The 26,029-nt window shown below is 73.1% G+C and carries 23 protein-coding genes; 14 read left to right on the plus strand and 9 right to left on the minus strand.

Annotated features, from left to right (window positions below; all coding sequences use genetic code 11):
* Positions 1-157 precede the first annotated feature (157 nt).
* Positions 158-601 (plus strand): Lrp/AsnC family transcriptional regulator, encoded by a 444-nt coding sequence (locus ACWEJ6_RS28915; protein WP_452427750.1) that lies wholly within the window; start codon positions 158-160, stop codon positions 599-601.
* Here the strand turns inward: ACWEJ6_RS28915 and ACWEJ6_RS28920 are convergent.
* From ACWEJ6_RS28920 to ACWEJ6_RS28950, 7 genes are read right to left on the minus strand one after another with little or no spacing between them, the layout of a single operon-like run.
* Positions 579-1,817, minus strand: coding sequence for a carboxylesterase family protein (locus tag ACWEJ6_RS28920; protein ID WP_452427752.1), 1,239 nt, complete (start codon positions 1,815-1,817; stop codon positions 579-581). The two genes, ACWEJ6_RS28915 and ACWEJ6_RS28920, sit on opposite strands and share 23 nt — an antisense overlap.
* Positions 1,814-2,791, minus strand: coding sequence for an amidohydrolase family protein (locus tag ACWEJ6_RS28925; RefSeq protein ID WP_358299626.1), 978 nt, complete (start codon positions 2,789-2,791; stop codon positions 1,814-1,816). The genes ACWEJ6_RS28920 and ACWEJ6_RS28925 overlap by 4 nt, the downstream gene beginning before the upstream one ends.
* A 2-nt stretch (positions 2,792-2,793) precedes the next feature.
* Positions 2,794-3,336, minus strand: coding sequence for a 3-hydroxyanthranilate 3,4-dioxygenase (locus tag ACWEJ6_RS28930; protein ID WP_357981713.1), 543 nt, complete (start codon positions 3,334-3,336; stop codon positions 2,794-2,796).
* Positions 3,333-3,758 (minus strand): RidA family protein, encoded by a 426-nt coding sequence (locus ACWEJ6_RS28935; RefSeq protein ID WP_357981716.1) that lies wholly within the window; start codon positions 3,756-3,758, stop codon positions 3,333-3,335. The genes ACWEJ6_RS28930 and ACWEJ6_RS28935 overlap by 4 nt, the downstream gene beginning before the upstream one ends.
* Positions 3,755-4,501, minus strand: coding sequence for a 2-keto-4-pentenoate hydratase (locus tag ACWEJ6_RS28940; protein WP_452427755.1), 747 nt, complete (start codon positions 4,499-4,501; stop codon positions 3,755-3,757). The genes ACWEJ6_RS28935 and ACWEJ6_RS28940 overlap by 4 nt, the downstream gene beginning before the upstream one ends.
* Positions 4,498-5,295, minus strand: a complete 798-nt coding sequence (locus tag ACWEJ6_RS28945; RefSeq protein WP_387674220.1) for a 2-keto-4-pentenoate hydratase — start codon at positions 5,293-5,295, stop codon at positions 4,498-4,500. The genes ACWEJ6_RS28940 and ACWEJ6_RS28945 overlap by 4 nt, the downstream gene beginning before the upstream one ends.
* 8 nt (positions 5,296-5,303) lie before the next feature.
* Positions 5,304-6,737: a 2-hydroxymuconic semialdehyde dehydrogenase gene (locus ACWEJ6_RS28950; RefSeq protein ID WP_452427757.1), complete on the minus strand. Its 1,434-nt coding sequence runs from the start codon at positions 6,735-6,737 to the stop codon at positions 5,304-5,306.
* A 173-nt stretch (positions 6,738-6,910) separates the two neighbouring features.
* Between ACWEJ6_RS28950 and ACWEJ6_RS28955 the strand changes: the two genes are divergently transcribed.
* Genes ACWEJ6_RS28955 through ACWEJ6_RS28965 form a run of 3 tightly spaced genes read left to right on the plus strand, consistent with a single transcriptional unit; the run spans position 6,911 to position 9,886 of the window.
* On the plus strand, positions 6,911-8,221 hold the full coding sequence (locus ACWEJ6_RS28955; RefSeq protein WP_358299276.1) for an MFS transporter: 1,311 nt from the start codon (positions 6,911-6,913) through the stop codon (positions 8,219-8,221).
* A 31-nt stretch (positions 8,222-8,252) separates the two neighbouring features.
* Complete coding sequence (locus ACWEJ6_RS28960) at positions 8,253-9,221, plus strand: LysR substrate-binding domain-containing protein (RefSeq protein WP_364338849.1); 969 nt, start codon at positions 8,253-8,255, stop codon at positions 9,219-9,221.
* A gap of 5 nt (positions 9,222-9,226) precedes the next feature.
* A complete protein-coding gene (locus ACWEJ6_RS28965; RefSeq protein ID WP_387674228.1) occupies positions 9,227-9,886 on the plus strand; it encodes a GntR family transcriptional regulator in 660 nt (219 codons plus the stop codon).
* A 77-nt stretch (positions 9,887-9,963) separates the two neighbouring features.
* Here ACWEJ6_RS28965 and ACWEJ6_RS28970 read toward each other — a convergent pair whose 3' ends face one another.
* A complete protein-coding gene (locus ACWEJ6_RS28970; protein WP_387674231.1) occupies positions 9,964-11,157 on the minus strand; it encodes an amidohydrolase in 1,194 nt (397 codons plus the stop codon).
* A gap of 141 nt (positions 11,158-11,298) precedes the next feature.
* Between ACWEJ6_RS28970 and ACWEJ6_RS28975 the strand changes: the two genes are divergently transcribed.
* The 10 genes from ACWEJ6_RS28975 to ACWEJ6_RS29020 all read left to right on the plus strand — a co-directional run bounded on the left by ACWEJ6_RS28975 (position 11,299) and on the right by ACWEJ6_RS29020 (position 23,832).
* Entirely contained in the window at positions 11,299-12,255 is a 957-nt protein-coding gene (locus ACWEJ6_RS28975; protein WP_452427762.1) for a helix-turn-helix transcriptional regulator, read from the plus strand.
* Between the two features lie 368 nt (positions 12,256-12,623).
* A complete protein-coding gene (locus ACWEJ6_RS28980) occupies positions 12,624-12,998 on the plus strand; it encodes an STAS domain-containing protein (RefSeq protein ID WP_452427764.1) in 375 nt (124 codons plus the stop codon).
* A 179-nt stretch (positions 12,999-13,177) separates the two neighbouring features.
* Positions 13,178-17,443, plus strand: a complete 4,266-nt coding sequence (locus ACWEJ6_RS28985) for a HAMP domain-containing protein (protein ID WP_452427766.1) — start codon at positions 13,178-13,180, stop codon at positions 17,441-17,443.
* 25 nt (positions 17,444-17,468) lie between these two features.
* The gene (locus ACWEJ6_RS28990; RefSeq protein ID WP_387674238.1) at positions 17,469-19,817 is read left to right on the plus strand and encodes a SpoIIE family protein phosphatase; all 2,349 of its coding nucleotides are present in this window, start codon (positions 17,469-17,471) and stop codon (positions 19,815-19,817) included.
* 114 nt (positions 19,818-19,931) lie between these two features.
* Positions 19,932-20,408, plus strand: coding sequence for an ATP-binding protein (locus ACWEJ6_RS28995; protein WP_452427768.1), 477 nt, complete (start codon positions 19,932-19,934; stop codon positions 20,406-20,408).
* 19 nt (positions 20,409-20,427) lie between these two features.
* Positions 20,428-20,772, plus strand: a complete 345-nt coding sequence (locus ACWEJ6_RS29000; protein ID WP_387674364.1) for a YciI family protein — start codon at positions 20,428-20,430, stop codon at positions 20,770-20,772.
* Positions 20,769-21,995 carry an RNA polymerase sigma factor gene (locus ACWEJ6_RS29005; RefSeq protein WP_452427770.1) on the plus strand — a complete coding sequence of 409 codons (1,227 nt, stop codon included), beginning with the start codon at positions 20,769-20,771 and terminating at the stop codon, positions 21,993-21,995. The genes ACWEJ6_RS29000 and ACWEJ6_RS29005 overlap by 4 nt, the downstream gene beginning before the upstream one ends.
* Before the next feature lie 32 nt (positions 21,996-22,027).
* Positions 22,028-22,615: an ArsR/SmtB family transcription factor gene (locus ACWEJ6_RS29010; protein WP_387674246.1), complete on the plus strand. Its 588-nt coding sequence runs from the start codon at positions 22,028-22,030 to the stop codon at positions 22,613-22,615.
* Position 22,616: 1 nt separating this feature from the next.
* A complete protein-coding gene (locus ACWEJ6_RS29015; RefSeq protein ID WP_452427773.1) occupies positions 22,617-23,342 on the plus strand; it encodes an SRPBCC family protein in 726 nt (241 codons plus the stop codon).
* Positions 23,343-23,349: 7 nt separating this feature from the next.
* Positions 23,350-23,832, plus strand: a complete 483-nt coding sequence (locus ACWEJ6_RS29020) for a metallophosphoesterase family protein (RefSeq protein WP_352329954.1) — start codon at positions 23,350-23,352, stop codon at positions 23,830-23,832.
* Here ACWEJ6_RS29020 and ACWEJ6_RS29025 read toward each other — a convergent pair.
* Entirely contained in the window at positions 23,825-25,963 is a 2,139-nt protein-coding gene (locus ACWEJ6_RS29025; RefSeq protein WP_452427775.1) for a molybdopterin-dependent oxidoreductase, read from the minus strand. The two genes, ACWEJ6_RS29020 and ACWEJ6_RS29025, sit on opposite strands and share 8 nt — an antisense overlap.
* Positions 25,964-26,029: the final 66 nt, after the last annotated feature.

A 26,029-nucleotide genomic window follows, 5' to 3' on the forward strand; every position in this document is an offset into this window, starting at 1 on the left:
CGTCGCGTCCACACGCTTGCCCTTCTCTTAGCCTTGCTGTCCCCATGATGGCGTCGGGATGATGGAGAAGGAATGCCATATAGAAGGCTATATCGCCATATAGGCTTATCTTTCGGTATAAATCATGATTTGGGGCTTACGAACGGAAGGCGTGATCGTGGACGAGACCGACTGGGAGTTGCTGCGCGAACTCCAGGACAACGCCCGGCTCTCCCTCAAGGAGTTGTCGCGCCGGGTCCACCTGTCCGCGCCCTCGGTGGCCGACCGCGTACGGAAGCTGGAGGAGTCGGGCGTGATCACCGGCTACCACGCGACGGTGGACCCGGTGCGGGCCGGCTGGCCGGTCTCGGCCTTCATCCGCATGTCCTGCTACGGCACCCGCTGCGTGCTGCGCGACCCCGAGGTGGCCGGCTGGCCTGAGGTCCGCGAGATCCACCGGGTCACCGGCGACGTGTGCAGCATCCTGCGGATCGTGGCCGTCTCCATGGTCGCCTTCGAGGACCTGATCGACCGCCTGGCGGTCTACGGCCCGCCCTCCAGCACCATGATCCTGTCCACCCCGCTCCCCGGCCACCCCCTCACCTCCCCCGACGGCCCGTGAGCCCGTCCGCCTCGCGGCCGGCCGTGGTGATCCACGGACCTGTGCCGTCGTGGCAGAAGCGGGCGAAGGTGGTGCTCATCGAGTGGGACAGGGCGTCCACCTGGGGGCCCGTGCCGGTCAGCGGGGTTCCGTGGGTGCCGAGGTAGAGGGGGACGTCCGCCAGATGGCAGGCGCCCAGGGCGACCCCGGCGTGGCTCATCGGCGAGCGGTGCCCGCAGACGTGGTGCCCGGCGGGGCCGTGATGGGCGTCGGCGAGCTCCTGGGCGGGCCCGGCGAAGAGCTCGCCGGTGTCCAGGCCGTCCTGGCCGATCGCGGTGAACAGGCGGGTCTCCTCGGCCGTCGTCGTCACCAGCAGCGGGACGCGCGCGGCGGCGCCCGTCCGGACGGCCTCCACCGGGTGGACGGCCAGCAGCTCGCCGTCCACGACGGGCGCGGCGGGCAGCAGCCCCGCGGCCGGGGCGCAGGCGCGTACGGCGGCCTCCTCGGCGGCCAGCAGCCCGGCGAGCGGCACGGCGTACGGGTCGCCGCCGAGCGCGGAACGCGCCACCGAGGTCCAGTCGGCGGCCTCGGCGGGCGTGCGGAACCCGTACGGGACGGGGCTCATCGCCGCCGCCCGCGCGAACAGGCCGGGCGCGCACGTCATCAGGGCCAGCACGCAGGTGCCGCCCGCCGAGTGCCCGGCCAGGGTGACGTTCGCCGGGTCGCCGCCGAAGGCCGCGATGTTGGCGCGCACCCACTCCAGGGCGGCGATCTGGTCGCGCAGCGCCAGGTTGGCCGGCACGCCGTCGCCGTGCCAGAAGCCCGGCAGGCCGAGCCGGTAGTTCACGGTCACCACGACCAGGCCGTGGTCACGGGCGAGCGCGGTGCCGTCGTACATCGCCTGGGAGCCGGAGCCGAAGACGAACGCGCCGCCGTGCAGGAACACCAGCACCGGGCGGCGCCCCTCGGCGGAGGGCGTCCAGACGTCGAGGAACAGGCAGTCCTCGGCCGACGTGGCCGGGTCGATCTCCAGGCCCGGCACCCAGGCCATGCGGCCGGGCCGCTGCGGGGCGGGCGGGCCGGGGGTGCTGGCGTCCGCGACGCCCCGCCAGGGGCGCGCGGGCTCCGGCGCGGCCAGGCGGCGGGCGGGCGCGGCGTAGCGCACGCCCTTGAACGTGCTCACGCCGCCGGCCCGGACGCCGCGCAACGCCCCGAGCGGCGTCTCGGCGACCGTCATCCCCCGAGCCCCAGGAAGGCGGCGGCGTTGCCGCCCAGGACGGCGGCGCGGCCCTGCTCGTCCAGCTCGGCGCAAGCGCGCACGACCGCGCCCGGCTCCTGCTCCCCCAGCGGGAACGGGAAGTCGGTGCCGAGCATGACGCGCTCGGCCCCCATCACCTCGACCAGCAGCCGCAGGGCGCGCGGGTCGAACACCGCGGAGTCCACGTAGAAGCGGTCGGTGTAGGCCGACGGCGGCCTGGGCGAGTGCTCGCGGACGATGTCGCGCTGGTGCCAGGCGTTGTCGGCCCGGCCCAGCAGGTAGGCGAAGCTGCCGCCGCCGTGGCAGAAGCACAGCCGCAGCGAGCCCGGCAGCCGCTCGAACGCCCCGGACAACATCAGCGACAGGATGCCGAGGTGGGTCTCGGCCGCCATGCCGACCAGCCACGGCATCATGTGGCCGCGCATGCGGTCGGCGCCGAGCATGTCCCAGGGATGGACGAGCACCGGCATGTCCTGCTCGGCGCAGTGCGCGAGGAAGGCGACGATGTCGGGGTCGTCCAGGTTGCGCGGGCCGACGTGGTTGCCGATGTGCACGCCGCGGTGACCGGCGGCCTTGGCCTCGGTGACGGTCTTCGCGGCCAGTGCGGCGTCCTGCAAGGGCACCTGGCACAGCGGCAGCAGCCGGTCGGGGGCCTGCGCGCAGTGGTCGAGCACGCGGTCGTTGACCATGGCGCACCACTCGGCGGCGCGGGCCGGGTCGGCCGCGTAGCCGAACAGCAGCGGGGTCGAGGAGACCGCCTGCACGGCCACCCCGGTGCGGTCCATGGCGGCCACGCGGGCCCCGGCGTCCCACAGCTCCGGCGTGACCGGGCGGTAGTCGTCCTCGCCGCTCATCATCATGCCGTCGCGCAGCCACGGCTCGCCGGCCCCGGCGAGCGTCCTGGCCTCCTCGCGGGAGATCCGCGGGAAGACGTGCGCGTGCACGTCGATCATGGTCACCGGACCACCGGCCGCAGGTGGTCCGGCCAGTCCTTGCCGGGGTGCTCGGCGCCGCAGTGGGGGCAGGTGCGGTCGCCCTCGTGGAAGGCGCGGAAGACCGGCGGCAGGTCGTCCACGATCGACTGGAGCTGCACCTCGGCACGGTGGACCAGCCGGTGGCAGTTGACGCAGTACCACTCGAAGGCGTCCAGCGCGCCCTGCGGGCGGGCGAACTCCACGACCAGGCCGATCGAGCCGGGCACCGGCCGCTGCGGCGAGTGCCGCACGTGCGGCGGCAGCAGGAAGACGTCGCCCTCGCCGATCTGCACGTCCACCGGCGGCTTGCCCTCCTCCTCCATGACCCGCAGCACCATGCCGCCCCGCAGCTGGTAGAAGAACTCCTCGATCGGGTCGTCGTGGAAGTCGGTGCGCTGGTTGGGCCCGCCCACGATCGTCACCATGAGGTCGGCGTCCTTCCAGATCTGCGCGTTGCCGACCGGCGGCTTGAGCAGGTCCTGGTGCTCGTCGATCCACTTGTTCAGGTTGAAGGGGGGGATCATGCCTGGCTCCTTTGGGGGATGAGGGCGGTGCAGGAGATCTCGATCAGCAGGTGCGGGTGCGGGAGCTGGTGGACGGCGACGGTGGTGCGGGCCGGGCCGCTCTCGTCGAAGTACTCGCCGTAGACCTCGTTGTAGCCGCCGAAGTCGTTCATGCTGACCAGGTACGCGGTCACGTTCACCACGTCGTCCAGGCCGCCTCCGGCGGCGGCCAGCAGGTCGGCGATGTTCTCGATCACCGCCCTGGTCTGCTCGCGGATGTCGAGGCTGGTGGTGCCCAGCTCGTCCGCGCTCGCCCCGGCGAAGGAGCCGTCGGGGCGGCGGGAGCTGGTGCCCGACACGAACACGAAGTCGCCGGCCCGCTTGACGTGCGGGAACCGGCCGCGGGGCCGGGCCTTGCCCTCGACCAGCAGCGCGTCGCTCATCGGGTGGTCACCTCCACGTGTCCGAGGCCGGCGGCGCCGACGCGTACGTGCGCCCCGGCGGGCAGCGGCAGCGCCGCCGTGGCCGCGCCGGCCAGGACGATCCAGCCGGCCTCCATCTCGATCCCGGCGGCCCTGGTCAGCCGGGCGGCCGCGGTCAGCGCGCGCAGCGGGTGGCCGAGGATGGCCGCCGACGAGCCGCCGGCGACCTGGCGGCCGTCGATCTCCATGACCAGGCCGAGGTTGCCGAGGTCGCCGGCGTCCTGCGGACGGCGCCAGGGGCCGACGCCGAAGCCGCTGGCCGAGGCGTTGTCGGCGATGACGTCGGGCAGGGTGAAGCTGAAGCCCTCGTAGCGGGAGTCGAGCACCTCGTAACCGACCGCGACGCCGCCGACGGCCGAGGCCACGTCGGCCGTGCCGCGCACCGGCCGGTCCAGCAGGAACGCGATCTCCGGCTCGATCCGCGGGTGGATCAGGCCGGCGGTGTCGAGCCGGGACTCCACCAGCATGGCGTCGGTGAGCAGGCCCCAGATGACGTCGTCCACGCCCATCTGGGCCATCTTGGCGCGGCTGGTGAAGCCCATCTTGACGCCGACGATCCGCTCGCCGCGGGCCAGCCGCCGTTCGATCAGGGCGCGCTGGACCTCGTACGCGGCGGGCACGTCGAGGTCGGCCGTGTCGGTCAGGCGGGGGATGGCGCGGCCGGTCAGGGTGGCCTCGTCCAGGCGTTCGGCGAGCGCGTTCACCGCTCCTCCTTCTCGTCGTCGGCGGCGAAGGCGGCGCGGACGTCGCCCAGCCCGTCGATGCGGGCCTCCAGCACGTCGCCCGGACTCACCGGGACGACCGGGCCGAGCGCCCCGGTCAGCACGGTGTCGCCCGCCCGGAGCGGGCGGCCGAGCGCGGCCAGCGTGTCGGCCAGCCAGACCGCGGCGTGCAGCGGGTGGCCCAGGCAGGCCGCGCCGACGCCGGTCGAGACCTGCTCGCCGCGCCGTTCGATGACCATCCCGGCCAGCCGCAGGTCCACGTCGCGCAGCGGGACCGGGCGGTTGCCGAGCACGTACAGGCCGGAGGAGGCGTTGTCGGCGACGGTGTCGGCCAGGGTGATGTCCCAGTCGCGGATGCGGCTGCCGACGACCTCGATCGCGGGCAGCGCGAACGCCGTCGCGGCGATCACGTCGGCGACCGTGTGGCGCTCGTGCGGCAGGTCGCGGTCGAGCACGAGCGCGACCTCGGCCTCGGCGCGCGGCTGGAGCACCGCGCCGGCCGGGATCTCCGCGCCGTCGGGCACCGCCATGTCGGCGAACAGCACGCCGAAGTCGGGCGAGCCGACGCCGAGCTGCGCCTGCACGGCCTTGCTGGTCAGCCCGACCTTGCGGCCGGTGATCCGCCTGCCCTCGCCGAGCCAGTGCTCGGTGAGCAGGCTCTGCACCGCGTAGGCCGCCTCCAGGCCGTCGACCAGGTCGCGGACCGGCTCGCACGGGCGGCCGGACGCGTACGCCTCCAGCAGCCGCGCGGCGGCGGCGCGATGGTTGTCTGTCACTTCTGTCCTCATATCTTGACGCACACGTTGACCGGCTCGGAGAAGAAGTCGAGCGAGTACTCGCCGCCCTCACGCCCGATGCCGGAGGCCTTCACGCCGCCGAACGGGGTGCGCAGGTCGCGCAGGTTCCAGCAGTTGACCCAGACGATGCCGGCCTGGATCCGGGGTGCCACGCGGTGGGCGCGCGACAGGTCGGTGGTCCACACGGTGGCGGCCAGGCCGTACGGGCTGTCGTTGGCCAGCCGGACGGCCTCCTCCTCGTCGTCGAAGGGGGCGACGTGGCAGATGGGGCCGAAGACCTCCTCGCGGACGGTCCTGGCGTGCGGCGGCAGGCCGGTGATCACGGTGGGCTCGACGTGGAAGCCGCCGTCGCGGGCGTCGCCGAACTCCGGCACGCCTCCTCCGGCCAGCACCGTCGCGCCCTCCTCGACGGCGAGGCGGTAGTAGGACAGCACCTTGTCGCGGTGCTGGGCCGAGATCATCGGCCCGTAGCCGCGCAGGCCCCTGGCCCGCTCGGCCAGTGCCTGGGTGAACGCCTCGAAGATCGGGCGCTGGACGTAGACGCGCTCGGTGCACAGGCAGATCTGGCCGGAGTGGGTGAAGCTGGAGCGGATCGTGCCCTCGACGGCCTCCTCCAGGTCGGCGTCGGCGAAGACCAGGGCCGGGTTCTTGCCGCCGAGCTCGAAGGAGACCGGGGTGACGTGCGCGGCGGCGTTGCGCATGATGGCGCTGCCGGTGGCCGAGGCGCCGGTGAAGGCGATGGCGTCCACGCCGGGGTGCGCGGTCAGGTGCTCGCCGGCCGCCCCCGCTCCGTGGCCGTGGACCAGGTTGAACGCGCCGGCCGGCAGGCCCGCCGCGTCGATCACCTCGGCCAGCAGGGTGGCGGTGGAGGGGGTCTCCTCCGACGGCTTGGCGACGACGGCGTTGCCCGCGGCCAGGGCCGGCGCGACCTTCCAGGTGAGCAGCAGCAGCGGCAGGTTCCACGGCGAGATGACGGCGACCACGCCGAGCGGGCGGCGCACGGTGTAGTTGAGCGCCTGCCCGTTGCCGCTCCAGGCCGGGACGCTGGTGTTGTAGGCCCGTTCGGGACGGCCGTAGGCCAGGTCGGCGTAGGCGCGGAAGTTGCCGGCGGCGCGCGGGATGTCCACCGTCGCGGCCAGCTCGCGCGGCTTGCCGGTGTCGGCGGCCTCGGCCTCGACGAACTCCTCGAACCTGGCCTCGATCCCGTCGGCGATCCGGCGCAGGTACGCGCACCGCTCCTCGGTGGAGGTGGCGCCCCAGGGGCCGTCGAGGGCGGCGCGGGCGGCCCGGACCGCCTCGTCGATGGTCTCGCGGGACGCCTCGGGGACGGCTCCGACGGTGCGGCCGTCGACGGGCGAGATGAGGGGGAAGTCGGTCCCCGCCGTCGTGAAGACGCCGTTGACGTAGTGCGCGGGCTTCATGGTCGACATTCTGCTGATCGCTCGACATAACAGTCCAATACCGAAATGTCGCCTAGCTATCCTTATTTCGTTATATGTCGGTTCTGCTATGCCTGCCGACCGAATCGGTATTCGTTCTGGCATACCACCAGCGTGCATCCTCTTCCGTACCCTCATTCGGAAGGCACAGAGAGATGGACACAGATCGCCGCCTGGCCGCCCGCCGCGTCTCGCGGGCCGCCTTCATCGGCACCGCCATCGAGTGGTACGACTTCTTCCTCTACGGCACCGCCGCGGCCCTCGTCTTCAACAAGCAGTTCTTCCCCGCCATGGACCCGGTCGCCGGCTCCATCGCCTCCTTCGGCACCATGACCGTGGGATTCCTGGCCCGCCCGCTCGGCGGCATCGTCTTCGGCCACTTCGGCGACCGGATCGGGCGGCGCAACACGCTCGTCGTCTCGCTGCTCATCATGGGGATCGGCACCACGCTGATCGGCGTGCTGCCGACGTACGACAGCCTGGGCGTGTGGGCGGCGGTGCTGCTCGTGGTGATGCGCGTCGCCCAGGGCATCGGCCTGGGCGGCGAGCTCGGCGGCGCGGTGGTGCTGACGATGGAGCACGCGCCGAAGGGCCGGCGCGGCCTGTTCGGGGCGTTCCCGATGATGGGCACCCCGGCGGGCATGTTGTGCGCCAACGCCGTCTTCCTCGGCACGTCCTCGCTGCTGGGCGAGGAGAGCTTCATGGCCTGGGGCTGGCGGGTGCCGTTCCTGCTCAGCATCGTGCTGGTGGCGGTCGGCCTGTACCTGCGGCTGCGCATCGAGGAGAGCCCCGACTACGCCGACCTGGTCGAGCGGCGCAAGCCGGTCAAGCTGCCGATCGCGGTGGTGCTGCGCGACCACTGGCGCGAGGTGGTGCATACGATCGGCGTGATCATCGGCAACAGCGCGCTGGCCTACATCTTCATGGTCTACATCCTCGGCTACGGCGAGGCCGCGGCCGGCCTGTCGCGGACGTTCCTGCTGAGCTGCGTGATCGGCGGCGCCGCCGTCTGGCTGGTCACCGCGCCGCTGTGGGCCCACCTCGGCGACCGGCACGGGCTGCGTGCCGTCTTCACCTGGGGCTCGGTGGTGCTGCTGGCCGGCGCCCTGGCGATCCTGCCGGTCGTCAACACCGGCAACAAGCCGCTCATCGCGGTGTTCATGCTGGTGATGGGCGCGGTGCTGGCCATGACGCACGCGCCGCAGGGCACGCTGACCGCCAGCTTCTTCCCGGTCGCCATCCGGTACTCCGGCACGTCGGTCGCCTACCAGCTCGCCTCGCTGCTGGGCGGCGGGATCACGCCGCTGGTGGCCGCCTCGCTGTTCGCCTCGACCGGGACCTCGCTGTCGATCACCGCCTACCTGACCGTGGTGACGGTCATCAGCCTGGTCGCCGCCCTGGTGATCCCGCGCAACGACGCCGAGCGCCTGGGTGACCAGCCGGTTCCCGCCGACATAGCGAAATAGGGCAGGTTAGCCCTGGTCATATGATGATTTCGTGATATCTCGTCCGCTGGACCTGCTGAGCGGCCGGCTCAAGCTGCGGCACCTCGTGCTCGTGACCACCATCGCCGAGCAGGGCGGCGTCCTGCGCGCCGCCGAGCACCTCCACCTGGCCCAGCCCGCCGTGACCCGGGGGCTGCGGGAGGTGGAGCAGATCCTCGGGGTGGAGCTGTTCACCCGCGGATCGCGCGGCGTCACCCCCACCCTCTTCGGCGAGGCGTTCATCGACCACGCCCGTGCCGTGCAGGCCGAGCTGCGCCGCGCGGGCGAGCGCATCGCCGGCCTGGCCGACGGCACGGCCGGCACGGTCACCGTCGGCACCCTGCTGGCCGCCACGAACGTGCTGCTCCCCCGCTCGATCGCGGCGCTCAAGGCCGAGCGGCCGGGCATCACCGTGATCGTCAAGGAGGGCACGTTCGACTCGCTGGTCCCCCAGCTCACCGGCGGCGACCTCGACCTGATCCTCGGCCGGCTCAACCCGATCGAGGACCGCCCGGACCTGCGCCAGATCCCGCTCTACAACGAGCCCGTGCTGCTGGTCGCCCGCGCCGGGCACCCGGCGGCGCACGCCCGCGCGCTGGCCGGCCTGCTGGACTACCCGTGGATCCTGCCGCTGGAGCAGACCTCGCTGCGACGGGAGCTGGAGCAGGTGTTCCACCGCAACGGGCTGCCGCTGCCGCCCGACCGCACCGAATGCAGCTCCATCCTGACGATCCGCTCCCTGCTGCTCGGCACGGACATGATCGCCGCGCTGCCCGCCCTCTTCGTCAGGACCGACCCCCAGCTCCTCGAACTCCAGGTGCCGCTGCCGTCGGTCCGCCGCTCGGTGGGCGCCACCCTGCCCGGGGCCCGCGCCCTGACGCCCGCGGGCAAGGTCATGCTCGCCCATCTCCAGCAGCAGGCGCGACGCCTCGACACCGGGGACGCGGACAGCCCGTCCGGTGCGGCGCCGGTGGGAGACTGAGGGGCATGGTGGCAGGAGCCGGGTTCGAGCCCGAGTCCGTACGCGTCATCCGGCGGCTGCGCGACGACATCCTCGACGGCGTCCGCCCGCCGGGCAGCAAGCTCGTCGAGCGCGACCTGGCCACCGAGCTCGGCGTGAGCCGGGTGCCGGTGCGCGACGCCCTGGCCACCCTGGCCGCCGAGGGGCTGGTGACGTTGCGGCCCCGCACCTGGGCCGTGGTGCGCGAGTTCACCGCCCGCGACGTCGCCGACCTGGTGGAGGTGCGTTCGGCGTTCGAGGCCGTCACCTTCCAGCTCGCCGCCCGGCGGCACGACGCGCAGGGCCTGCGGCGGCTGCGCGCCGACCTCGACGCGGAGCTGCGGGCGGCGCGCGCCGGCGACGCGGTCCGCGCCCGGCGGGCCGCCGCCGACTTCCACGAGACGGCCACCGCCATCGCGGGCAACGACCTGCTGGTCGAGGTGGGGCAGGTGCTGCGCAGCCGGATGCGCTGGCTGCTCGGCCGGCACGACGACCTCCAGGCGGTCGCCGACGAGCACCGCGAGCTCTACGAGGCGATCGCCGCCCGCGACGTGACCCGCGTCGGCGAGCTGGTCGCCCGGCACGTGGCGACCAGCTCCCGGCTCATCGGGGAACACGCCGACCGGCAGCGGTCCGGCACTCCCTGACCCGGCGCGGGGCGTCAGGCGACCCCCGCGCGGGCGTCAGGCGTACAGAAGCACGTCGCCGTCGCGGGTGTCAGGCGTCAGGCGTCAAGGAGCACGTCGCCGTCGCGGGCGACCACCCGGCCGCCGGCGACGACGAGCGCCCGCGGCGGCACCCGCACGAGCGCGTCCGGCACGTTCTCGGCGTCCACGAGCACGACGTCGGCCCGCGCCCCCGCGACGAGGTCGTGCCGGTCCCGGTGCACGAACGGCGCCGCCTTGGTGGTGGCCAGCTCCACGGCGGCGGTGAGCTCGTCGTCGGAGCGCAGCCCGTGCAGCCGGGCGAAGCCGAGGGCGATGCGCAGCAGGTCGCCGTCACCGAACGGCGACCACAGGTCCCTGATCCCGTCGGTGCCGAGGCCGAGGCCGATGCCGCGCTCGGCCATGCCCCGCCACGGGAGGGGTGCGGTGCGCACCGGCGCGACCGTCGCCCAGGAGATGCCCGCCGCGGCGAGGTCGTCGAGCAGGCCGCGCTGGCGTTCGGGGGCCAGGTCGCCGAGGGCGAAGCCGTGGGAGACGGTGACCTTGCCCTGCAGGCCGGTCCTGAGCGTGCGGTCGATGATCAGCTCGTACTGGAACGCGCCGAGCTCGCCGCCGTCGTGCAGGTGGATGTCCAGGCCGACGCCGCGGCGCTCGGCGATCTCGAACAGGCCGTCGAGCTGGGCGACCGGGTCCCGGTCGATGGTCGCGGGGTCGATGCCGCCGATGCTGGTGGCGCCCGCCCGCGCGGCCTGGTCGAGCAGGTCGAGCACGCCGGGCCGGCGGACGACGCCGTCCTGCGGGAAGGCCACGATCTCGACCTCGATCGCCCCGTCGAGCCGTGCCGCGGCCTCGCGCACGGCCTCGATGCCGCGCAGCCCGACCCCGAGGTCGACGTCGACGTGGGTGCGGGTGGCCGTGGTGCCGTGCCGCAGGAACTCGCGCAGCACCGCCACCGTGCCGTCGACACCCGGGATGCCGTACTTGTCCCGTTCGGCGCGCTCGTGCTCGATGCGGCCCTGCGTGGTCGCCACGCCGCCGTACGACACCCAGGGCCGGCCCCACCAGCTCTTGTCGACGTGGGCGTGGGCGTTGACGAATCCGGGCAGGGCCAGCAGGCCGCGGCCGTCGATGTGCTCGCCGGCGGGCGGGGTGGTCCCGGCCGGGAGCACGGCGGCGATCCGGGTACCGTCGATGGTCAGGTCCACGGGCGCGCCGCCCCAGGGGCGCACGTTGGAGATCGTCCAGGAAGTCACCTGAAAAATGGTATACCAAAAGCGGATCGTCCCTGGCAGAGGGCCCTGTCCCGTCGGCGGCCGGCCGTTGTCGTAGCCGTTTGGGAAAATCGGCACGGGCCGCGGCAGGCGCGGTCCCCCCGACCGGAGAGAGGTGGTCCGATGGGCCCAGAGGTCTTCGACAGCCGTGACATCGGCCAGACGGAGGCGTTCCTCAGCAAGGCGTACGCCAAGATGCGCATCGGCTCCGACGTGAAGAACCCCCGCACCCAGATCTCCCGCCAGGTCATGGGCTCGGTCAGCATCGACCGGCTCAACCTCGAATACGCGATGAGCTTCGACGTCAACCCGCTCGGCAAGGTGTGCCTGTGCGCGGTCGAGACCGGCACCATCGCCCAGCAGGTCGCCGGCGGGCCGGACGAGCTCTTCGGCCCCGGCGACACGGTGTTGTTCGCCCCGCACGACCTGCCCTACACCGGCGAGATCCGCCGCTCGCGCTACGACATCATCATGTTCGACCCCGCGCTGCTGCAGCAGGTGGCCGGCACGCTGCCCGGCCGCCGGGCCGAGCCGGTCCGGCTGGTGGGGCACCGTCCGGTCTCCGCCGCCGCCGGGCGCCATCTGCGGCGCACGCTCGCCTACCTGCGCGACGACGTCCTGGCCGCCCCCGAGCTGGCCGCCGAGCCGCTGGTCGTCTCCACCGCCGGGCAGCTCCTGGCCGCCAGCGTGCTCACCACCCTGCCCACCGACGCCGACGACGCCGCCCCCGGCTCCGCCCGTCCCGAGGCGCTGCGCCGGGCGACGGCCTTCATCGACGACCACGCCGACCTGCCCATCGGCATCGACGAGATCGCCACCGCCGCCCGGGTCAGCGCCCGCGCCCTCCAGTACGCCTTCCGCCGGCACCTCGGCACCACCCCGCTGGGCTACCTGCGCCAGGCCCGGCTGGCCCGCGCGCACGCCGAGCTGAAGACCGGCGATCCCGCCACCACGGTGACCGCGGTCGCCGCCCGCTGGGGCTTCTTCCACCCCGGGCGCTTCGCCCAGCTCCACCGGGCCGCCTTCGGCTGCTCGCCCGGCGACACCCTCCGCTCCGCGGCCGAGCTCCGCCACGACTGATCCTCTGATGCCCGTTTCGTTCTGTGGACAGGAGTGAGCCGGATTCTTCGCCTGATGTGCTGACCCGCCACCGCCGAAGGCTCAAGGGTTGGAGGCGAGCACCGATCGCCGCGGCACGGAGGAGATGATCGCGATTGAGTCCCGGCCGTAGCGGCGACATGGCGCGTCCGCGGCGAGGGCGTAGCCGCAGGCCAGGCGATCGAGAGGCAGCACAGTCGGGGCGGCCGCGCCCTCCGGGCGACCGCGTCGGTCCCGTGACCGAGCCGATCCCGCCGCCGGCCTGTGATGCCTGACCTCCTTCGTCCGCCGCCACACCCGTCCCCTTCAGACCGGACGGGCCTTCGTGCTGCCCGGCCTCCGGTGACGGCGTGACCCCTCTGAGCCTGAGCTGCCGCGACCTGCCCGGCGGCGTGCTGGTGACCGTGATCGGCGAGCTCGATGCCTCCAACTCGACGCGGCTGGAGTCCTTCACCGAGCGGCACCTGCGGCACGGGGCGGGCATGGTGCTCGACCTGGGCGGGCTGAGCTTCATGGACAGCCGCGGCCTGCACGTGTTGTTACGCCTCAACGCCGCGGTGCTCGAACACGGGGGCGTCCTCCGCCTGGCCGGCGTGCAGGAGCTGCCCGCGCGCGTCCTCCAGGTCACCGGTGTGTGGTCCTCGCTGACCGTCCACACCGGCGTGGGCGACGCCGTGGCCGCGATGGGCGCGCAACGCCCCGACAGCCTCCGCGAGTCGTCGTGAGCGGTCCCCGCCGCACCTCGGCGTTCGGGGCTGAAGATCATGAGTGCCGGCTCTAGAATCCGGATGACCAACAACCATGACTGTTCCGTCGACGACCTCGATCATGGCCTGCTGATCAGGGCCGTTCGCGAGGTCACCGGCGGGGCAGTCCCGACAACGTCGTAGGACACGAGGGTGACATGAGCGAAGCGATGACCGGTGGCTCCCGTTCCGCGTCCGGGGGCGCCGAGGTCGGCGAGCTTCGGCTGCGTCAGCTGCTCGGCGGGCTGACGGCGGTCCGGGACGGCGATTTCCGTACCCGGCTGCCCGAGGACGCCGACGGGCTGCTGGGCGAGATCGCCTCGGTGTTCAACGGCATGGTCGATCAGTTGTCGTTGTTCACCTCCGAGGTGACCCGGGTGGCGCGTGAGGTCGGCACGGACGGGCGGCTGGGCGGTCAGGCCGATGTGCCGGCGGTGTCGGGCACGTGGAAGGACCTGACCGAGTCGGTGAACGCGATGGCGGGCAACCTGACCGACCAGGTGCGCAGCATCGCGCAGGTGACGACGGCGGTGGCGCGGGGTGACCTGTCGCAGAAGATCACCGTGCACGCGCGCGGGGAGATCCTGGAGCTGAAGAACACCGTCAACACGATGGTGGACCAGCTCTCCTCGTTCGCCGACGAGGTCACCCGGGTGGCGCGTGAGGTGGGCACCGAGGGTCAGCTGGGTGGTCAGGCCGAGGTGGAGGGGGTCGCGGGCACCTGGCGTGACCTGACCGACTCGGTGAACTTCATGGCGGGGAACCTGACCGACCAGGTGCGGAACATCTCGCAGGTGGCCACGGCGGTGGCGCGGGGTGATCTGTCGCAGCGGATCACGGTGTCGGCTCGTGGGGAGATCCTGGAGCTGAAGAACACGCTCAACACGATGGTCGATCAGTTGTCGTCTTTCGCCGACGAGGTCACGCGGGTGGCGCGTGAGGTGGGCACGGACGGGCGGCTGGGTGGTCAGGCCGATGTGAAGGGCGTGTCGGGCACGTGGAAGGCGTTGACGGAGTCGGTCAACGTGATGGCCGACAATCTGACGGCGCAGGTGCGCAGCATCGCCGAGGTGACCACGGCGGTGGCCAAGGGTGACCTGACGCAGAAGATCCGGGTGGATGCCCGGGGGGAGATCCTTGAGCTGAAGGAGACCATCAACACGATGGTCGACCAGCTGTCGGCCTTCGCCGACGAGGTGACGCGGGTCGCGCGTGAGGTGGGCACCGAGGGCAACCTGGGCGGCCAGGCCACCGTCCGGGGCGTGTCGGGCACGTGGAAGGACCTCACCGACAATGTCAACGTCATGGCGTCGAACCTGACGAGCCAGGTGCGCAGCATCGCCCAGGTGGCCACCGCCGTCGCCCGCGGCGACCTGTCACAGAAGATCACCGTCGAGGCCAAGGGCGAGGTGGCGGCGCTCGCCCAGACGATCAACACCATGGTCGACACGCTGAGCGCGTTCGCCGACGAGGTCACCCGCGTGGCCCGCGAGGTCGGCACCGAAGGCCAGCTCGGCGGCCAGGCCCGCGTCCCCAACGTGGCCGGCACCTGGAAGGACCTCACCGACAACGTCAACTCGATGGCCGACAACCTGACCAACCAGGTGCGCAGCATCGCCCAGGTCACCACGGCGGTGGCCAAGGGCGACCTGACCAGGAAGATCGACGTCGACGCCCGCGGCGAGATCCTGGAGCTCAAGACCACCATCAACACGATGGTCGACCAGCTGTCCTCGTTCGCCGCCGAGGTCACCCGCGTGGCCCGCGAGGTCGGCAGCGAAGGACGCCTCGGCGGCCAGGCCGAGGTCGAGGGCGTCTCCGGCACCTGGAAGCGGCTGACGGAGAACGTCAACGAGCTGGCCGCCAACCTGACCCGGCAGGTGCGCGCCATCGCCGAGGTCACCAGCGCGGTCACCTCCGGCGACCTGACCCGCTCGATCACGGTCGATGCCGAGGGCGAGCTGGCCGACCTGAAGGACAACATCAACTCGATGGTCAAGTCGCTGCGCGAGACCACGACCGCCAACGAGCAGCAGGACTGGCTCAAGTCCAACCTGGCCCGCATGTCCGGTCTCATGCAGGGCCACCGCGACCTGGCGGCCGTCGCCGAGCTGGTGATGAACGAGCTGGCCCCGCTGGTCAGCGCCCAGTACGGCGCGTTCTTCCTGGCCGAGGAGAACGAGCTCCAGCTCATCAGCGCCTACGGCTACCCGGCCGACCCGGGCAGGCCGACCCGGTTCCGGCTCGGCGAGGCGCTGGTCGGCCAGGCCGCCCGCAGCCGCAGAGTCATCGCCGTCGACGACGTACCCTCCGGCTCCGTCCGGATCTCGACCGGCCTCGGCACGATCGAGCCCGCCTCGGTGGTGGTGCTGCCGATCGTGGTCGAGGAGCAGGTGCTCGGCGTGATCGAGCTGGCCTCGGTGCAGGCGTTCACGCCGGTCCACCGGGCCTTCCTCGACCAGCTCATGGAGACGATCGGCGTCAACCTCAACACGATCGTCGCCAACGCCCGCACCGACGAGCTGCTGGCCGAGTCGCAGCGGCTCGCGGCCGAGCTGCAGGCCCGGTCGGAGGAGCTGCAGCAGCAGCAGGAGGAGCTCCAGCGCTCCAACGCCGAGCTGGAGGAGAAGGCCACGCTGCTGGCCCGCCAGAACCAGGACATCGAGACCAAGAACCTGGAGATCGAGCAGGCCAGGCAGGAGCTGGAGGACCGCGCCCACCAGCTGACGCTGGCCTCGACGTACAAGAGCGAGTTCCTGGCGAACATGAGCCACGAGCTGCGCACCCCGCTCAACTCGCTGCTCATCCTGGCCCAGCTCCTGGCCCAGAACCACACGCGCAACCTCACGCCCAAGCAGGTCGAGTACGCCGAGATCATCCACTCGGCCGGCTCCGACCTGCTCCAGCTGATCAACGACATCCTCGACCTGTCCAAGGTCGAGGCGGGCAAGATGGACATCAACCCCGAACGCGTGCCGTTGCGGCAGCTCCTCGACTACGTCGAGGCCACGTTCCGGCCGATGACGTCGCAGAAGAGCCTCGACTTCACGATCACCAACGCCCCCGGCATCCCGGTGGAGGTCGTGACCGACGACTCGCGCCTGCGCCAGGTGCTGCGCAACCTGCTGTCGAACGCGGTCAAGTTCACCGAGACCGGCAGCGTCGAGCTGCGCATCGAACCGGCCGCCCAGGACGAGCTGCCCGCCTCGGTGCGCCAGCACGGCGCGGCCGTCGCCCTGCGGGTGGTCGACACCGGCATCGGCATCGCCGCCCAGCAGCTCGAAGCCATCTTCGGCGCGTTCCAGCAGGCCGACGGCACCACCAGCCGCAAGTACGGCGGCACCGGCCTCGGCCTGTCCATCAGCCGCGAGATCGCCCACCTGCTCGGCGGCGCGATCAGCGCGCAGAGCACGCCGGGCCAGGGCAGCGTGTTCACCCTCTACCTGCCGATCGCCCGGCCGGACTTCATCGGGCTCTCCCCGAAGAAGGCCCTGGCCGACCCCTCGGTGATCGTCGAGTCGGCCCGCGTCACCACGCCCGAGCAGGAGGCGACCACCCCGGCCAGGTCCCACCAGCCGCAGCCGCGCCGCCTGCTGGTGATCGAGGAACGGCCGCAGGGCCTGCTCTCGCACGTGGCCGAGAGCGTGGTGACGGAGCTGGCGCTGAGCAAGGACGAGACGATCGAGATCGTCACGGCCGCCGGAGCGCAGGAGGCCGCGGCCACGCTCGCCGCCGACCCCTGCCACTGCATCGTGCTCGACCTCGACCTGCCCGACCAGAGCGCCTACCGCCTGCTGGAGGCCATGGACGGCGACCAGGCCCTGAACTCGGTGCCGGTCCTGGCCTACAACAACTGGCGGGCCAGCTCCCAGCAGGCGGTGCCGTTGCAGACGCGCGAGGGCGGCCAGCCGCTGGAGCTGCTGTCCAGCCTCGACGAGCTGCGCGAGCGCATCGCCCTGCACCTGACCGCCGACCAGCCCGGCGACGTGCTGCCGCTGATCCGGGCCGGGAACGTCAACCAGCTCGCCGGGGCCGAGATCGACACCTCGCTGACGGGCCGGACGGTGCTGATCGTCGACGACGACGCCCGCAACCTGTTCGCGCTGACCAGCATGCTGGAGGTGCACGGCATCGACGTGCTGCACGCCGAGGACGGCCGCAAGGGCATCGACACGCTCGTCGCCCACCCGCAGATCGACCTGGTGCTGATGGACGTGATGATGCCCGAGATGGACGGCTACACCGCCACCGCCCGCATCCGCGCGATGGCGCAGTACGCCGACCTGCCCATCATCGCGGTCACGGCCAAGGCGATGCCGGGCGACCAGGAGAAGGCGCTGGCAGCCGGCGCGAGCGACTACGTGACCAAGCCCGTCGAGGCCGACCATCTGGTCGAACGCATCCGTCACTGGCTCGGCGCCTGACCCGTCCCCCTCAAGGAGCAACGCTGTGCACCACCAGCACGATCCGGCGGCCGCCGTGCCGCCGGAGCGTACCGAGCCGCCCAATCTCGGCCGCCTGGCCGCGACGGTCGACCGCCTGCACAACCAGATCCTGGAGGCCCAGCGGGCCGCCGAGGGCCGCGCCCTGGTCGAGGTCGCCAAGGGCGTGCTGGTCGAGCGCCTGCAGTGCAGCCTGGCCACCGCCGCCAGGCAGCTCGCCACCCTGGCCGACCAGGCGGGGGTGACGCAGCTCGAACTGGCCGCCGACATCATCAACCAGGCCGCCCACGACCGCATCAGCGAGGCCGCCCGCGACTTCCTCAGCTCGGCCCGCGCCGAGGAGTCGGCGGAGGTGGCGGTGCGGCTGCGCACCGCCGAGAACGGGGCGCTGACCGCCACCGACGCGCAGGCCGTGGCGCAGTCGCTGTTGGAGCAGGCCCTGTCCGCGCTCGGCGCGACGACGGTGGCCATCTGGGAGGCCGGGCCCGACGCGTCCCTCACCCTGGCCGGGTACGCGGGGCTGGCCGACGAGGAGGCCAGGCGCTGGCGTTACGTGCCGCCGGGCGTGGCCACGCCGGCCCGCCGCGCGCTGCTGGAACGCGGCACGGTGTGGCTGGACGACCTGGCCGCCGTCGGGCTGCCCTCGATCGGGCAACGCCAGACCCCCGGCGCGCGGGCGACCGCCCCGGCCGGGACGGGCGGCCGGATCCTCGGCGTGCTGGAGATCGGCTGGCCGCACGCGATGCCGCAGCCCGGCGCGCGGATCGTCAAGCAGATCGAGGTGCTGGCCGACCTGTGCGCCCACACCTTCGAGACCACCGACCAGGCCGTGCACGAGCCGCAGGTGCTGCCCGAGCTGATCGACCTGGCCGACGCGCTGCCGGACGCGGCGCTGGTGCTGCGCCCGCAGCTGGGCACCGAGGGCCGGCTGACCGACTTCCGCATCGTGCACGCCAACCCGCGCTTCCTCGACCCCGCCGGGCGGCCGCGCGGCGAGGTCGTCGGGAGCCTGTTCCTGGAGGCGTACCCGCTGGCCGCCGAGGAGGGCGCGCTGCTGGCCAGGATCGAGCACGTGCACGCCACGGGCGAGACCTTCAGGGCCGAGAAGATGACGATCACGGCCCTGGTGGACCAGATCCCGCTGCACACCGTCGCGGGCATCGCGATCATCCGGCTCGGCGACGGCGTGCTGCTCATCTGGCGGCTGCAGGACCAGGACGCCCAGCTCGCCAACCTGCTCCAGCACGCCCAGCGCCTGGGCCGCATCGGCGGCTTCGAGGAGAACCTGCTCACCGGCGAGATCGTCTGGAGCGCCCAGCTCCACGACCTGTACGGCATGTCCCTCGACGAGCCGCCCATCCCGCTGGAACGCCTGGCCACGCACGCCCACCCCGACGACGCCGTGGCCATCGGCCGGTTCGTCCGGGCCGTGCTGCACCACCGCCGTCCGGCCTCCACCGCCTACCGGCTGCAGCGGTCCGACGGCACCGTGCGGCACATCAGAGTGGTCGCCGAGCCGGTCTTCGACGACAGCGGCCTGCTGCTGTCCATCCGCGGCGCCTACCAGGACATCTCCTCCCAGCACTGGACAGAGGTGGCGCTGGCCGCCACCCGCGACCAGCTCGCCCACACCGAGCAGCAGGCCGCCGAGCGCAACCGGCTGGCCCTGCAGCTCCAGCAGGCGATCATGCCGCCGAGCCGGGAGCCGCTGGAGGCGTTCGACCTGCAGATCGCCGTGCGCTACCGGCCGGCCGAGAAGGAGCACCTGGTCGGCGGCGACTGGTACGACGCGGTCGTGCTGCCCACCAAGCAGATCCTGCTGTCGGTCGGCGACGTCGCCGGGCACGGCATCGAGGCGGCCACCGGCATGGTCGTGCTGCGCAACGCGCTGCGCGGCCTGGCCGCCACCGGCGCCGGGCCGGGCCAGCTGCTGACCTGGCTCAACCTGGTCGCCCACCACCTGACCGCGAACGTCACGGCCACCGCGATCTGCGGGCTGTTCGACCCCCGCACCCGCGTGCTGCGCTACGCCAGGGCCGGGCACCTGCCGCCCATCCTGGTCCGCGACGGGCAGGCCAGGGAGCTCGACATGACCAAGGGCCTGCTGCTCGGGGCGGTCGCCGAGGCCGAGTACGAGGAGACGCACGTCCAGCTCGCCTCCGACGACATCCTGCTCATGTACACCGACGGCCTCATCGAACGGCGGGACGTCAACCTGCACGAGTCCCAGCAGCGGCTCCTGGACATCGCCCGGCACCCCGCGGCCACCCTGGAGCAGCGCCTCGACCACCTGCTGACGCACAGCAACTCCGACACCGACGACGACACGTGCATCATCGGCGCCCGCCTCCAGTAGCCGTCCGCGCCGCGGCCGGGCGGCCCGGGAGTTTGCCGGGCTTGCGTCTGGTAAGCAACCAAAGCCGGGTCCCCCGCCACGCCACACCCAGGCAGGACTGATCAGACCATGGGCATGGAACCGGAGCTACGCTGTCCCATCAGCACCGATCTCGACGCCATCCGCCGCCTCGTACGCGACCACGCCGGCCGCGGCGGGCTGTCCGGTGAGCGCCTGGACAACTTCGTGCTGGCGGTCAACGAGGCGGTCACCAACGTCCTCGACCACGGCGGCGGCACCGGCACCCTGCTGGCCCTCACCGACTCCGGCGGCGTCACGGTGGAGATCGCGGACGAGGCCGGCCGGCTCAGCGCCGCCCACCTGGCCGCGGCCGAGCACGGCCGCGCCCACTCGGCGGGGTTCGGCTTCGGCCTGTGGCTGATCCAGCACCTGTGCGACCGCGTCGAGCTCGACCAGAGCCCGCGGGGCTCCCGGTTACGCCTGCACATGAGCGTGCGGACCGCCGCCGACCGGCCGCCCGGCACCCTCGTCCCGCAGGGCTGCGACTCGGTTGAACCCGGCCGGGCCCGGCCGGATTTCCCGGAACCCTAGGATGAGGCAGGTGAAATACATGCTGCTCATCTACAGCAACCCCGCCGCCCAGCAGGCCGTCGCCGACGGGTTCGACCAGGTCATGGCCGAGGTCGACGCGCTCATGGCCGAGCTGGAGGCCAACGGCGAGCTGGCCGGGGGCCAGGCGCTGGGCGACCCCGCCTCCTCCAAGACCGTGACGGTGCGCGACGGCGTGCCCGCCGTCACCGACGGCCCCTTCCTGGAGGCCAAGGAGTACCTGGCCGGCTATCTGATCGTCGACTGCGCGAGCGTCGAGCGGGCCACCGAGATCGCCGCGCGCTGGCCGGACGCGCGTCTGTGCGCCATGGAGGTGCGGCCCGTCATCGACGAGGTGGCGGAGTGATCGAAGGGCTGCTGCGCGAGCTGGCGCCGCAGGTGCTCGGCGTGCTCGTCCGCCGTTACGAGCAGTTCGACGCCTGCGAGGACGCCGTCCAGGAGGCCCTGCTCGACGCCGCCGTGCAGTGGCCCGACCAGGGCGTGCCGGACAACCCGCGGGCCTGGCTGATCACGGTCGCCTCCCGCCGGGTCATCGACCACTTCCGCAGCGAGAGCGCGCGCCGGCGGCGGGAGGAGAGCGCGGCGGTCGCCGTCCCGGCTGACGAGTTCGTCGAACCGGCGCCGGGCGAGGAGCGCACGCCGTCCGGCGACGACACGCTGACGTTGCTGTTCCTGTGCTGCCACCCGTCGCTCTCGGAGCCCTCGCAGCTCGCGCTCACGCTGCGGGCCGTGGGCGGCCTGACCACGGCGCAGATCGCGGCGGCGTTCCTGGTGCCGGAGGCGACGATGGCCCAGCGCATCAGCCGGGCCAAGCAGCGCATCAGGTCCACGGGCGTGCCGTTCGGGCCGCCGCCGGAGCCGGAGCGGGCCGAGCGGCTGCGCGTGGTGCTGCACGTGCTCTACCTGATCTTCAACGAGGGTTACACCGCCACTTCCGGACCCGACCTGCAACGTCCCGAGCTGACCGGCGAGGCGATCCGGCTGGCCCGGCTCGTCCACCGGCTGCTGCCCGGCGACGGCGAGGTCGCCGGGCTGCTGGCGCTCATGCTGCTGACCGAGGCGCGGCGGGCGGCGCGCACCGGGCCGGGCGGCTCGCTGGTGCCGCTGACCGAGCAGGACCGCTCGTCGTGGGACCGGCGGCTGATCGAGGAGGGCGTCGAGCTGGTCAGCAAGGCGCTGGCCACCAGCGCGCTGGGCCCGTACCAGTTGCAGGCGGCGATCGCGGCCGTGCACGACGAGGCGCCCACCGCCGCCGAGACCGACTGGCCGCAGATCCTGGCGCTCTACGGCGTGCTGGCCGGGCTGGAGGACAACCCGGTGGTCCGGCTCAACCAGGCCGTGGCCGCCGCCATGGTGCACGGCCCGCGGGCCGGGCTCGACCTGCTCGACGGCCTGGCCGCCGACGACCGGCTCGCGGGCCACCACCGGCTGGCCGCGGTCCGCGCCCACCTGCTGGAGATGGAGGGCGACGCGGAGGGGGCGGCGCTGGCCTTCCGCGAGGCGGCCCGGCGGACGCTCAGTCTGCCTGAGCAGCGCTATCTGGAGGGCAAGGCCGCCCGGCTGGCTTGACAACGATTTTTTTCGGTGCGATCGTTTCAGGCATGCACGAAGTGGCAGCGATCGAAGACGCGGCGGCCGCCGAGGCGTCGCTCGACCCGATGCGGTCGAAGTTGCTGGCGGAGCTGGTCGAGCCGGGCTCTGCCACGTCCCTGGCCGCCAAGGTGGGCCTGGCCCGGCAGAAGGTCAACTACCACCTGCGCACCCTCGAACGCCACGGGCTGGTCGAGCTGGTCGAGGAGCGCAGGAAGGGCAACGTCACCGAGCGCGTCATGCAGGCCACGGCCGCCTCCTTCGTGATCTCTCCCACGGCCCTGGCCGCCGTGCAGCCCGATCCCGCCCGGTCCCCCGACCGGCTGTCGGCGCGCTGGCTGCTGGCCCTGGCGGCGCAGCTCGTCCGCGACGTCGGCACGCTGATCACCGGCGCGGCCAAGGCGCAGAAGAAGGTGGCCACGTTCGCCATCGACGGCGAGGTGCGCTTCGCCTCGGCCGCCGACCGGGCCGCGTTCGCCGAGGAGCTGGCGCAGTGCGTCACCTCGCTGGTCAGCAAATATCATGACGAGTCCGCGGAGGGCGGACGGGACCATCGTCTGGTCGTCGCCGTGCACCCGTCCGTGAAGAAGGGTTCCTGAGGTGGGGCGCGAGTTCGAGATCCCCCTTGAGTCCATGGTCGAGGCGACGCCCGAGCAGGTGTGGGCGGCCATCACCACCGGGCCGGGCATCGACTCGTGGTTCATGGGCCGCAACGAGGTCGAGGGCGGCGCGATCCGCACCGCCTTCGCCGGGGCCGAGCTGCCCGAGTCCAGGGTGACCGCCGAAGACCAGCTCAAGCGTTTCGCCCACTCCGGCGTCCCGGGCCCCGACGGCCGTTTCGTGGCCTACGAGTTCCTGCTGGAGGGCCGCGGCCAGGGCAGCACCCTGCTCCGCATGGTCACCAGCGGCTTCCTGCCCGGCGACGACTGGGAGCAGGAGTACGAGGCGATGTCCACAGGCCTGGCCCTGTTCTTCGCGACGCTGACGGAGTACCTCGGCCACTTCGCCGGCCGGGCCGCGACCCCGCTCACCGAGTCCGGCCCGCCGGTGAGCGACTGGCCGCGCGCCTGGCGGGCCCTGTACGCCGCCCTCGGCGGCCGCCCCGAGCCCGGCGACACCGTCCGGCTCGCGCCGCCCGGTCTGCCCCCGGTCCAGGGCGTGGTCTACGTCCGCAACGCCCAGAGCGTCGGCGTCCGCACCCCCGACGCCCTCTACCGGTTCGTCCAGGGCATGGGCGGCAGCCTGCTCGCCATGCACCTGCTGTTCGGCGACCCCGCGGGGCAGGCTCCGGCCTGGCGGGCCTGGCTGGAGGATCTGCGGGCATGACTTCCGGATGAACGTGGTGGCGCTGTCCGACACCCACGCGCCCCGGCGGTGGCGCGCCTGCCCGCCCCGGGTGGCCGAGCACCTGCGCGGGGCCGACGTCATCCTGCACGCCGGGGACGTCTGCGTGCGCTCGGTGCTCGACGAGCTGGCCGCCTACGCCCCCGTGCACGTGGTGAAGGGCAACAACGACGGCCCCGACGTGGTGGCGCCCGAGACGCTGGAGCTGACCCTGGAGGGCCTGCGGATCGGGATGATCCACGACAGCGGGCCCGCCAAGGGCCGCCTGGCGCGGCTGCGCCGCCGCTTCCCCGAGGCCGCCCTGGTGGTCTTCGGCCACTCGCACATCCCGCTCGACGAGTCGGGCGAGGGGCTGCGCATCTTCAACCCGGGCTCCCCCACCGACCGCCGTCGCCAGCCGCACGGCACGATCGGGCTGCTGACCGTCGAGGACGGCGTCCTGACCCGCGCGGAGATCGTGCCCGTCAGCTGAGCGGCTCGACGGTGACCGGCTCGACGGTGACCGGCTCGACGGTGACCGGCTCGACGGTGACCGGCACGCCGTTGAGCGCCGCCGTGCCGGTGAGCTCGTCCAGGAGGCAGGGGTCGGTGAGGTCGTTGGCGCTGGCGCCCCCCAGCGTGGCCGCGACCGACAGCAGCACGCCCGGCCGGTCGTGGCCGTAGCCGTGGGGCAGGCTGACCACGCCGGGCATGACGTCCTCGCTCGCGCTGACCTCCACCGTCACCTCGCCGCTGCGGGAGCGCACCCGGACCGGCGCGCCGTCGGTGAGCCCGCGGGCGCGCAGGTCGCCGGGGTGCATGAGCAGGTGGTGCCGGGGGCGGCCCTTGGCCAGCCGGGCGGAGTTGTGCAGCCAGGAGTTGTCGTCGCGCAGGTGCCGGCGGCCGATCAGCAGCAGCCCGGCGGGGGCGGGGGCCAGCAGCTCGGCGCGGGCGCGGGCGAGCCCGGCGAGCAGGACGGGCGGCGCGGCCTGGACGCGGCGGCCCGGCGTGCGCAGCCGGCCCGGCAGGCTCGGCTTGAGCGGGCCCAGGTCCAGCCCGTGCGGGTGGCGGCGCAACCGCGCCACGCTCAGCCGGTACGGCCCCGCCCGCAGCCCGAGGTCCACGATCCGCTCCGGCGAGAGCCGCAGCATGAGCCGGTCGGACAGCGACCCGGCCCGGACCAGGCGGCGGTATCGGCGGGCCAGCTCGCGCAGGATCTCCCAGTCGTGCCGGGCGCCGGGCGTCCTGGGCAGCACGGCCGGGGTGTAGCGGGCGTGGTCGCGGACCGCGACCAGGTTGAAGACGAGGTCGTAGTGGTCGCGTTCGAGCAGGTCGGTGGGCGGCAGGATGACGTCGGCGTGCCGGGTGGTCTCGTTGACGTAGAAGTCGAGGCTGACCATGAAGTCGAGCCCGGAAAGGGCCCGCGACAGCTCGTGCCCGCCGGGGGCCGAGCGCACCGGGTTGCCGGCGATGGTCACCAGCGCCCGCACCTGCCCTGCGCCGGGCGTGCGGATCTCCTCGGCGAGCGCCGCGGCGGGCAGCTCGCCGCCGAACTCCGGCAGGCCGCGCACCCGGCTGCGCCACCTGCCCTCGTGGCCGGGGTCGATCAGGCGGTTGCGCACCGGGTCGACGGCCGGTCTGCTCATCAGCGTGCCGCCGGGCCGGTCGAGGTTGCCGGTGACCAGGTTCAGCAGCTGGATCCCCCACTGGCACAGGGTGCCGAACCGCTGGGTGGACACGCCGATCCGGCCGTAGGCGGCGGCGCTGGGGGCGGCGGCGAACTCGGCCGCGACCCGGGTGATCACCTCGGCCGGCACGCCGGTGACGGCCGCGGCCCGCTCCGGCGTGAACGCCTCCAGCGCCGGGGCCAGCCGGTCGAGCCCGTCCACGTAGGGCGCGGGACGGGCGGCGCCGCCGCCGACGATCAGGCCGACCATGGCCAGGATGAGCGCGGCGTCGGTGCCGGGACGGACGAAGTGGTGCTCGTCGGCGAGGCGGGCGGTCTCCGTGCGGCGCGGGTCGAACAGCACCATCCGGCCGCCGCGGGCGCGCAGGTCGCGGATGCGCCGGACGACGCCGGGCGCGCTCATCACGCTGCCGTTGGAGACGGCCGGGTTGGCGCCGAAGGCCAGGAAGTAGGCCGTGCGGGCGATGTCGGGCACGGGGAGCAGCCACTGGCTGCCGTACAGGTGGCGGGCTACGTACTGGTGCGGGAGCTGGTCGAGGGAGGCGGCGGAGTAGCGGTTGCGGGTGCCCAGCAGGCGGGCGAACGGCGGCGCGTGCGTCAGCGCGCCCAGGCTGTGGACCACCGGGTTGCCGAGGTAGACGGCCACGGCGTCGGGGCCGTGCACGATGCGCGTCCCGGCCAGCCGGGCGGCGACCAGGTCGAACGCGTCCGCCCAGGGGACCTCGCGCCAGCCGTCCGGGGTGCGGACCACGGGACGGCGCAGCCGGTCGGGGTCCTCGCGCACGTCCTGCAGGGCCACCGCCTTGGGGCACAGGTGCCCGGCCGACAGCGGGTCGTCCTCGTCGCCGCGGATGCCGGTGATCCGGTCGCCGTCCAGGTCGACGCGCAGGCCGCACATGGCCTCGCACAGGTTGCAGGTCGCGAGCCGGGTCACCATGTGACCAGGCTATGAGCGGACGGTCCCGTCCCCGAGCCGCCACCCCGGCGACCGTCCGACCAGGTC

Source organism: Nonomuraea sp. NPDC004702 (assembly GCF_053601695.1).

What these genes read in the sequence shown, in the direction of transcription:
- ACWEJ6_RS28920 (WP_452427752.1), bottom strand. Translation starts at nt 1,817, where the DNA reads ATGACGGTCGCCGAGACGCCGCTCGGGGCGTTGCGCGGCGTCCGGGCC.
- ACWEJ6_RS28925 (WP_358299626.1), bottom strand. Translation starts at nt 2,791, where the DNA reads ATGATCGACGTGCACGCGCACGTCTTCCCGCGGATCTCCCGCGAGGAG.
- ACWEJ6_RS28930 (WP_357981713.1), bottom strand. Translation starts at nt 3,336, where the DNA reads ATGATCCCCCCCTTCAACCTGAACAAGTGGATCGACGAGCACCAGGAC.
- ACWEJ6_RS28935 (WP_357981716.1), bottom strand. Translation starts at nt 3,758, where the DNA reads ATGAGCGACGCGCTGCTGGTCGAGGGCAAGGCCCGGCCCCGCGGCCGG.
- ACWEJ6_RS28950 (WP_452427757.1), bottom strand. Translation starts at nt 6,737, where the DNA reads ATGAAGCCCGCGCACTACGTCAACGGCGTCTTCACGACGGCGGGGACC.
- ACWEJ6_RS28955 (WP_358299276.1), top strand. Translation starts at nt 6,911, where the DNA reads ATGGACACAGATCGCCGCCTGGCCGCCCGCCGCGTCTCGCGGGCCGCC.
- ACWEJ6_RS28965 (WP_387674228.1), top strand. Translation starts at nt 9,227, where the DNA reads ATGGTGGCAGGAGCCGGGTTCGAGCCCGAGTCCGTACGCGTCATCCGG.
- ACWEJ6_RS28975 (WP_452427762.1), top strand. Translation starts at nt 11,299, where the DNA reads ATGGGCCCAGAGGTCTTCGACAGCCGTGACATCGGCCAGACGGAGGCG.
- ACWEJ6_RS28985 (WP_452427766.1), top strand. Translation starts at nt 13,178, where the DNA reads ATGAGCGAAGCGATGACCGGTGGCTCCCGTTCCGCGTCCGGGGGCGCC.
- ACWEJ6_RS28995 (WP_452427768.1), top strand. Translation starts at nt 19,932, where the DNA reads ATGGAACCGGAGCTACGCTGTCCCATCAGCACCGATCTCGACGCCATC.
- ACWEJ6_RS29000 (WP_387674364.1), top strand. Translation starts at nt 20,428, where the DNA reads ATGCTGCTCATCTACAGCAACCCCGCCGCCCAGCAGGCCGTCGCCGAC.
- ACWEJ6_RS29010 (WP_387674246.1), top strand. Translation starts at nt 22,028, where the DNA reads ATGCACGAAGTGGCAGCGATCGAAGACGCGGCGGCCGCCGAGGCGTCG.
- ACWEJ6_RS29020 (WP_352329954.1), top strand. Translation starts at nt 23,350, where the DNA reads ATGAACGTGGTGGCGCTGTCCGACACCCACGCGCCCCGGCGGTGGCGC.
- ACWEJ6_RS29025 (WP_452427775.1), bottom strand. Translation starts at nt 25,963, where the DNA reads ATGGTGACCCGGCTCGCGACCTGCAACCTGTGCGAGGCCATGTGCGGC.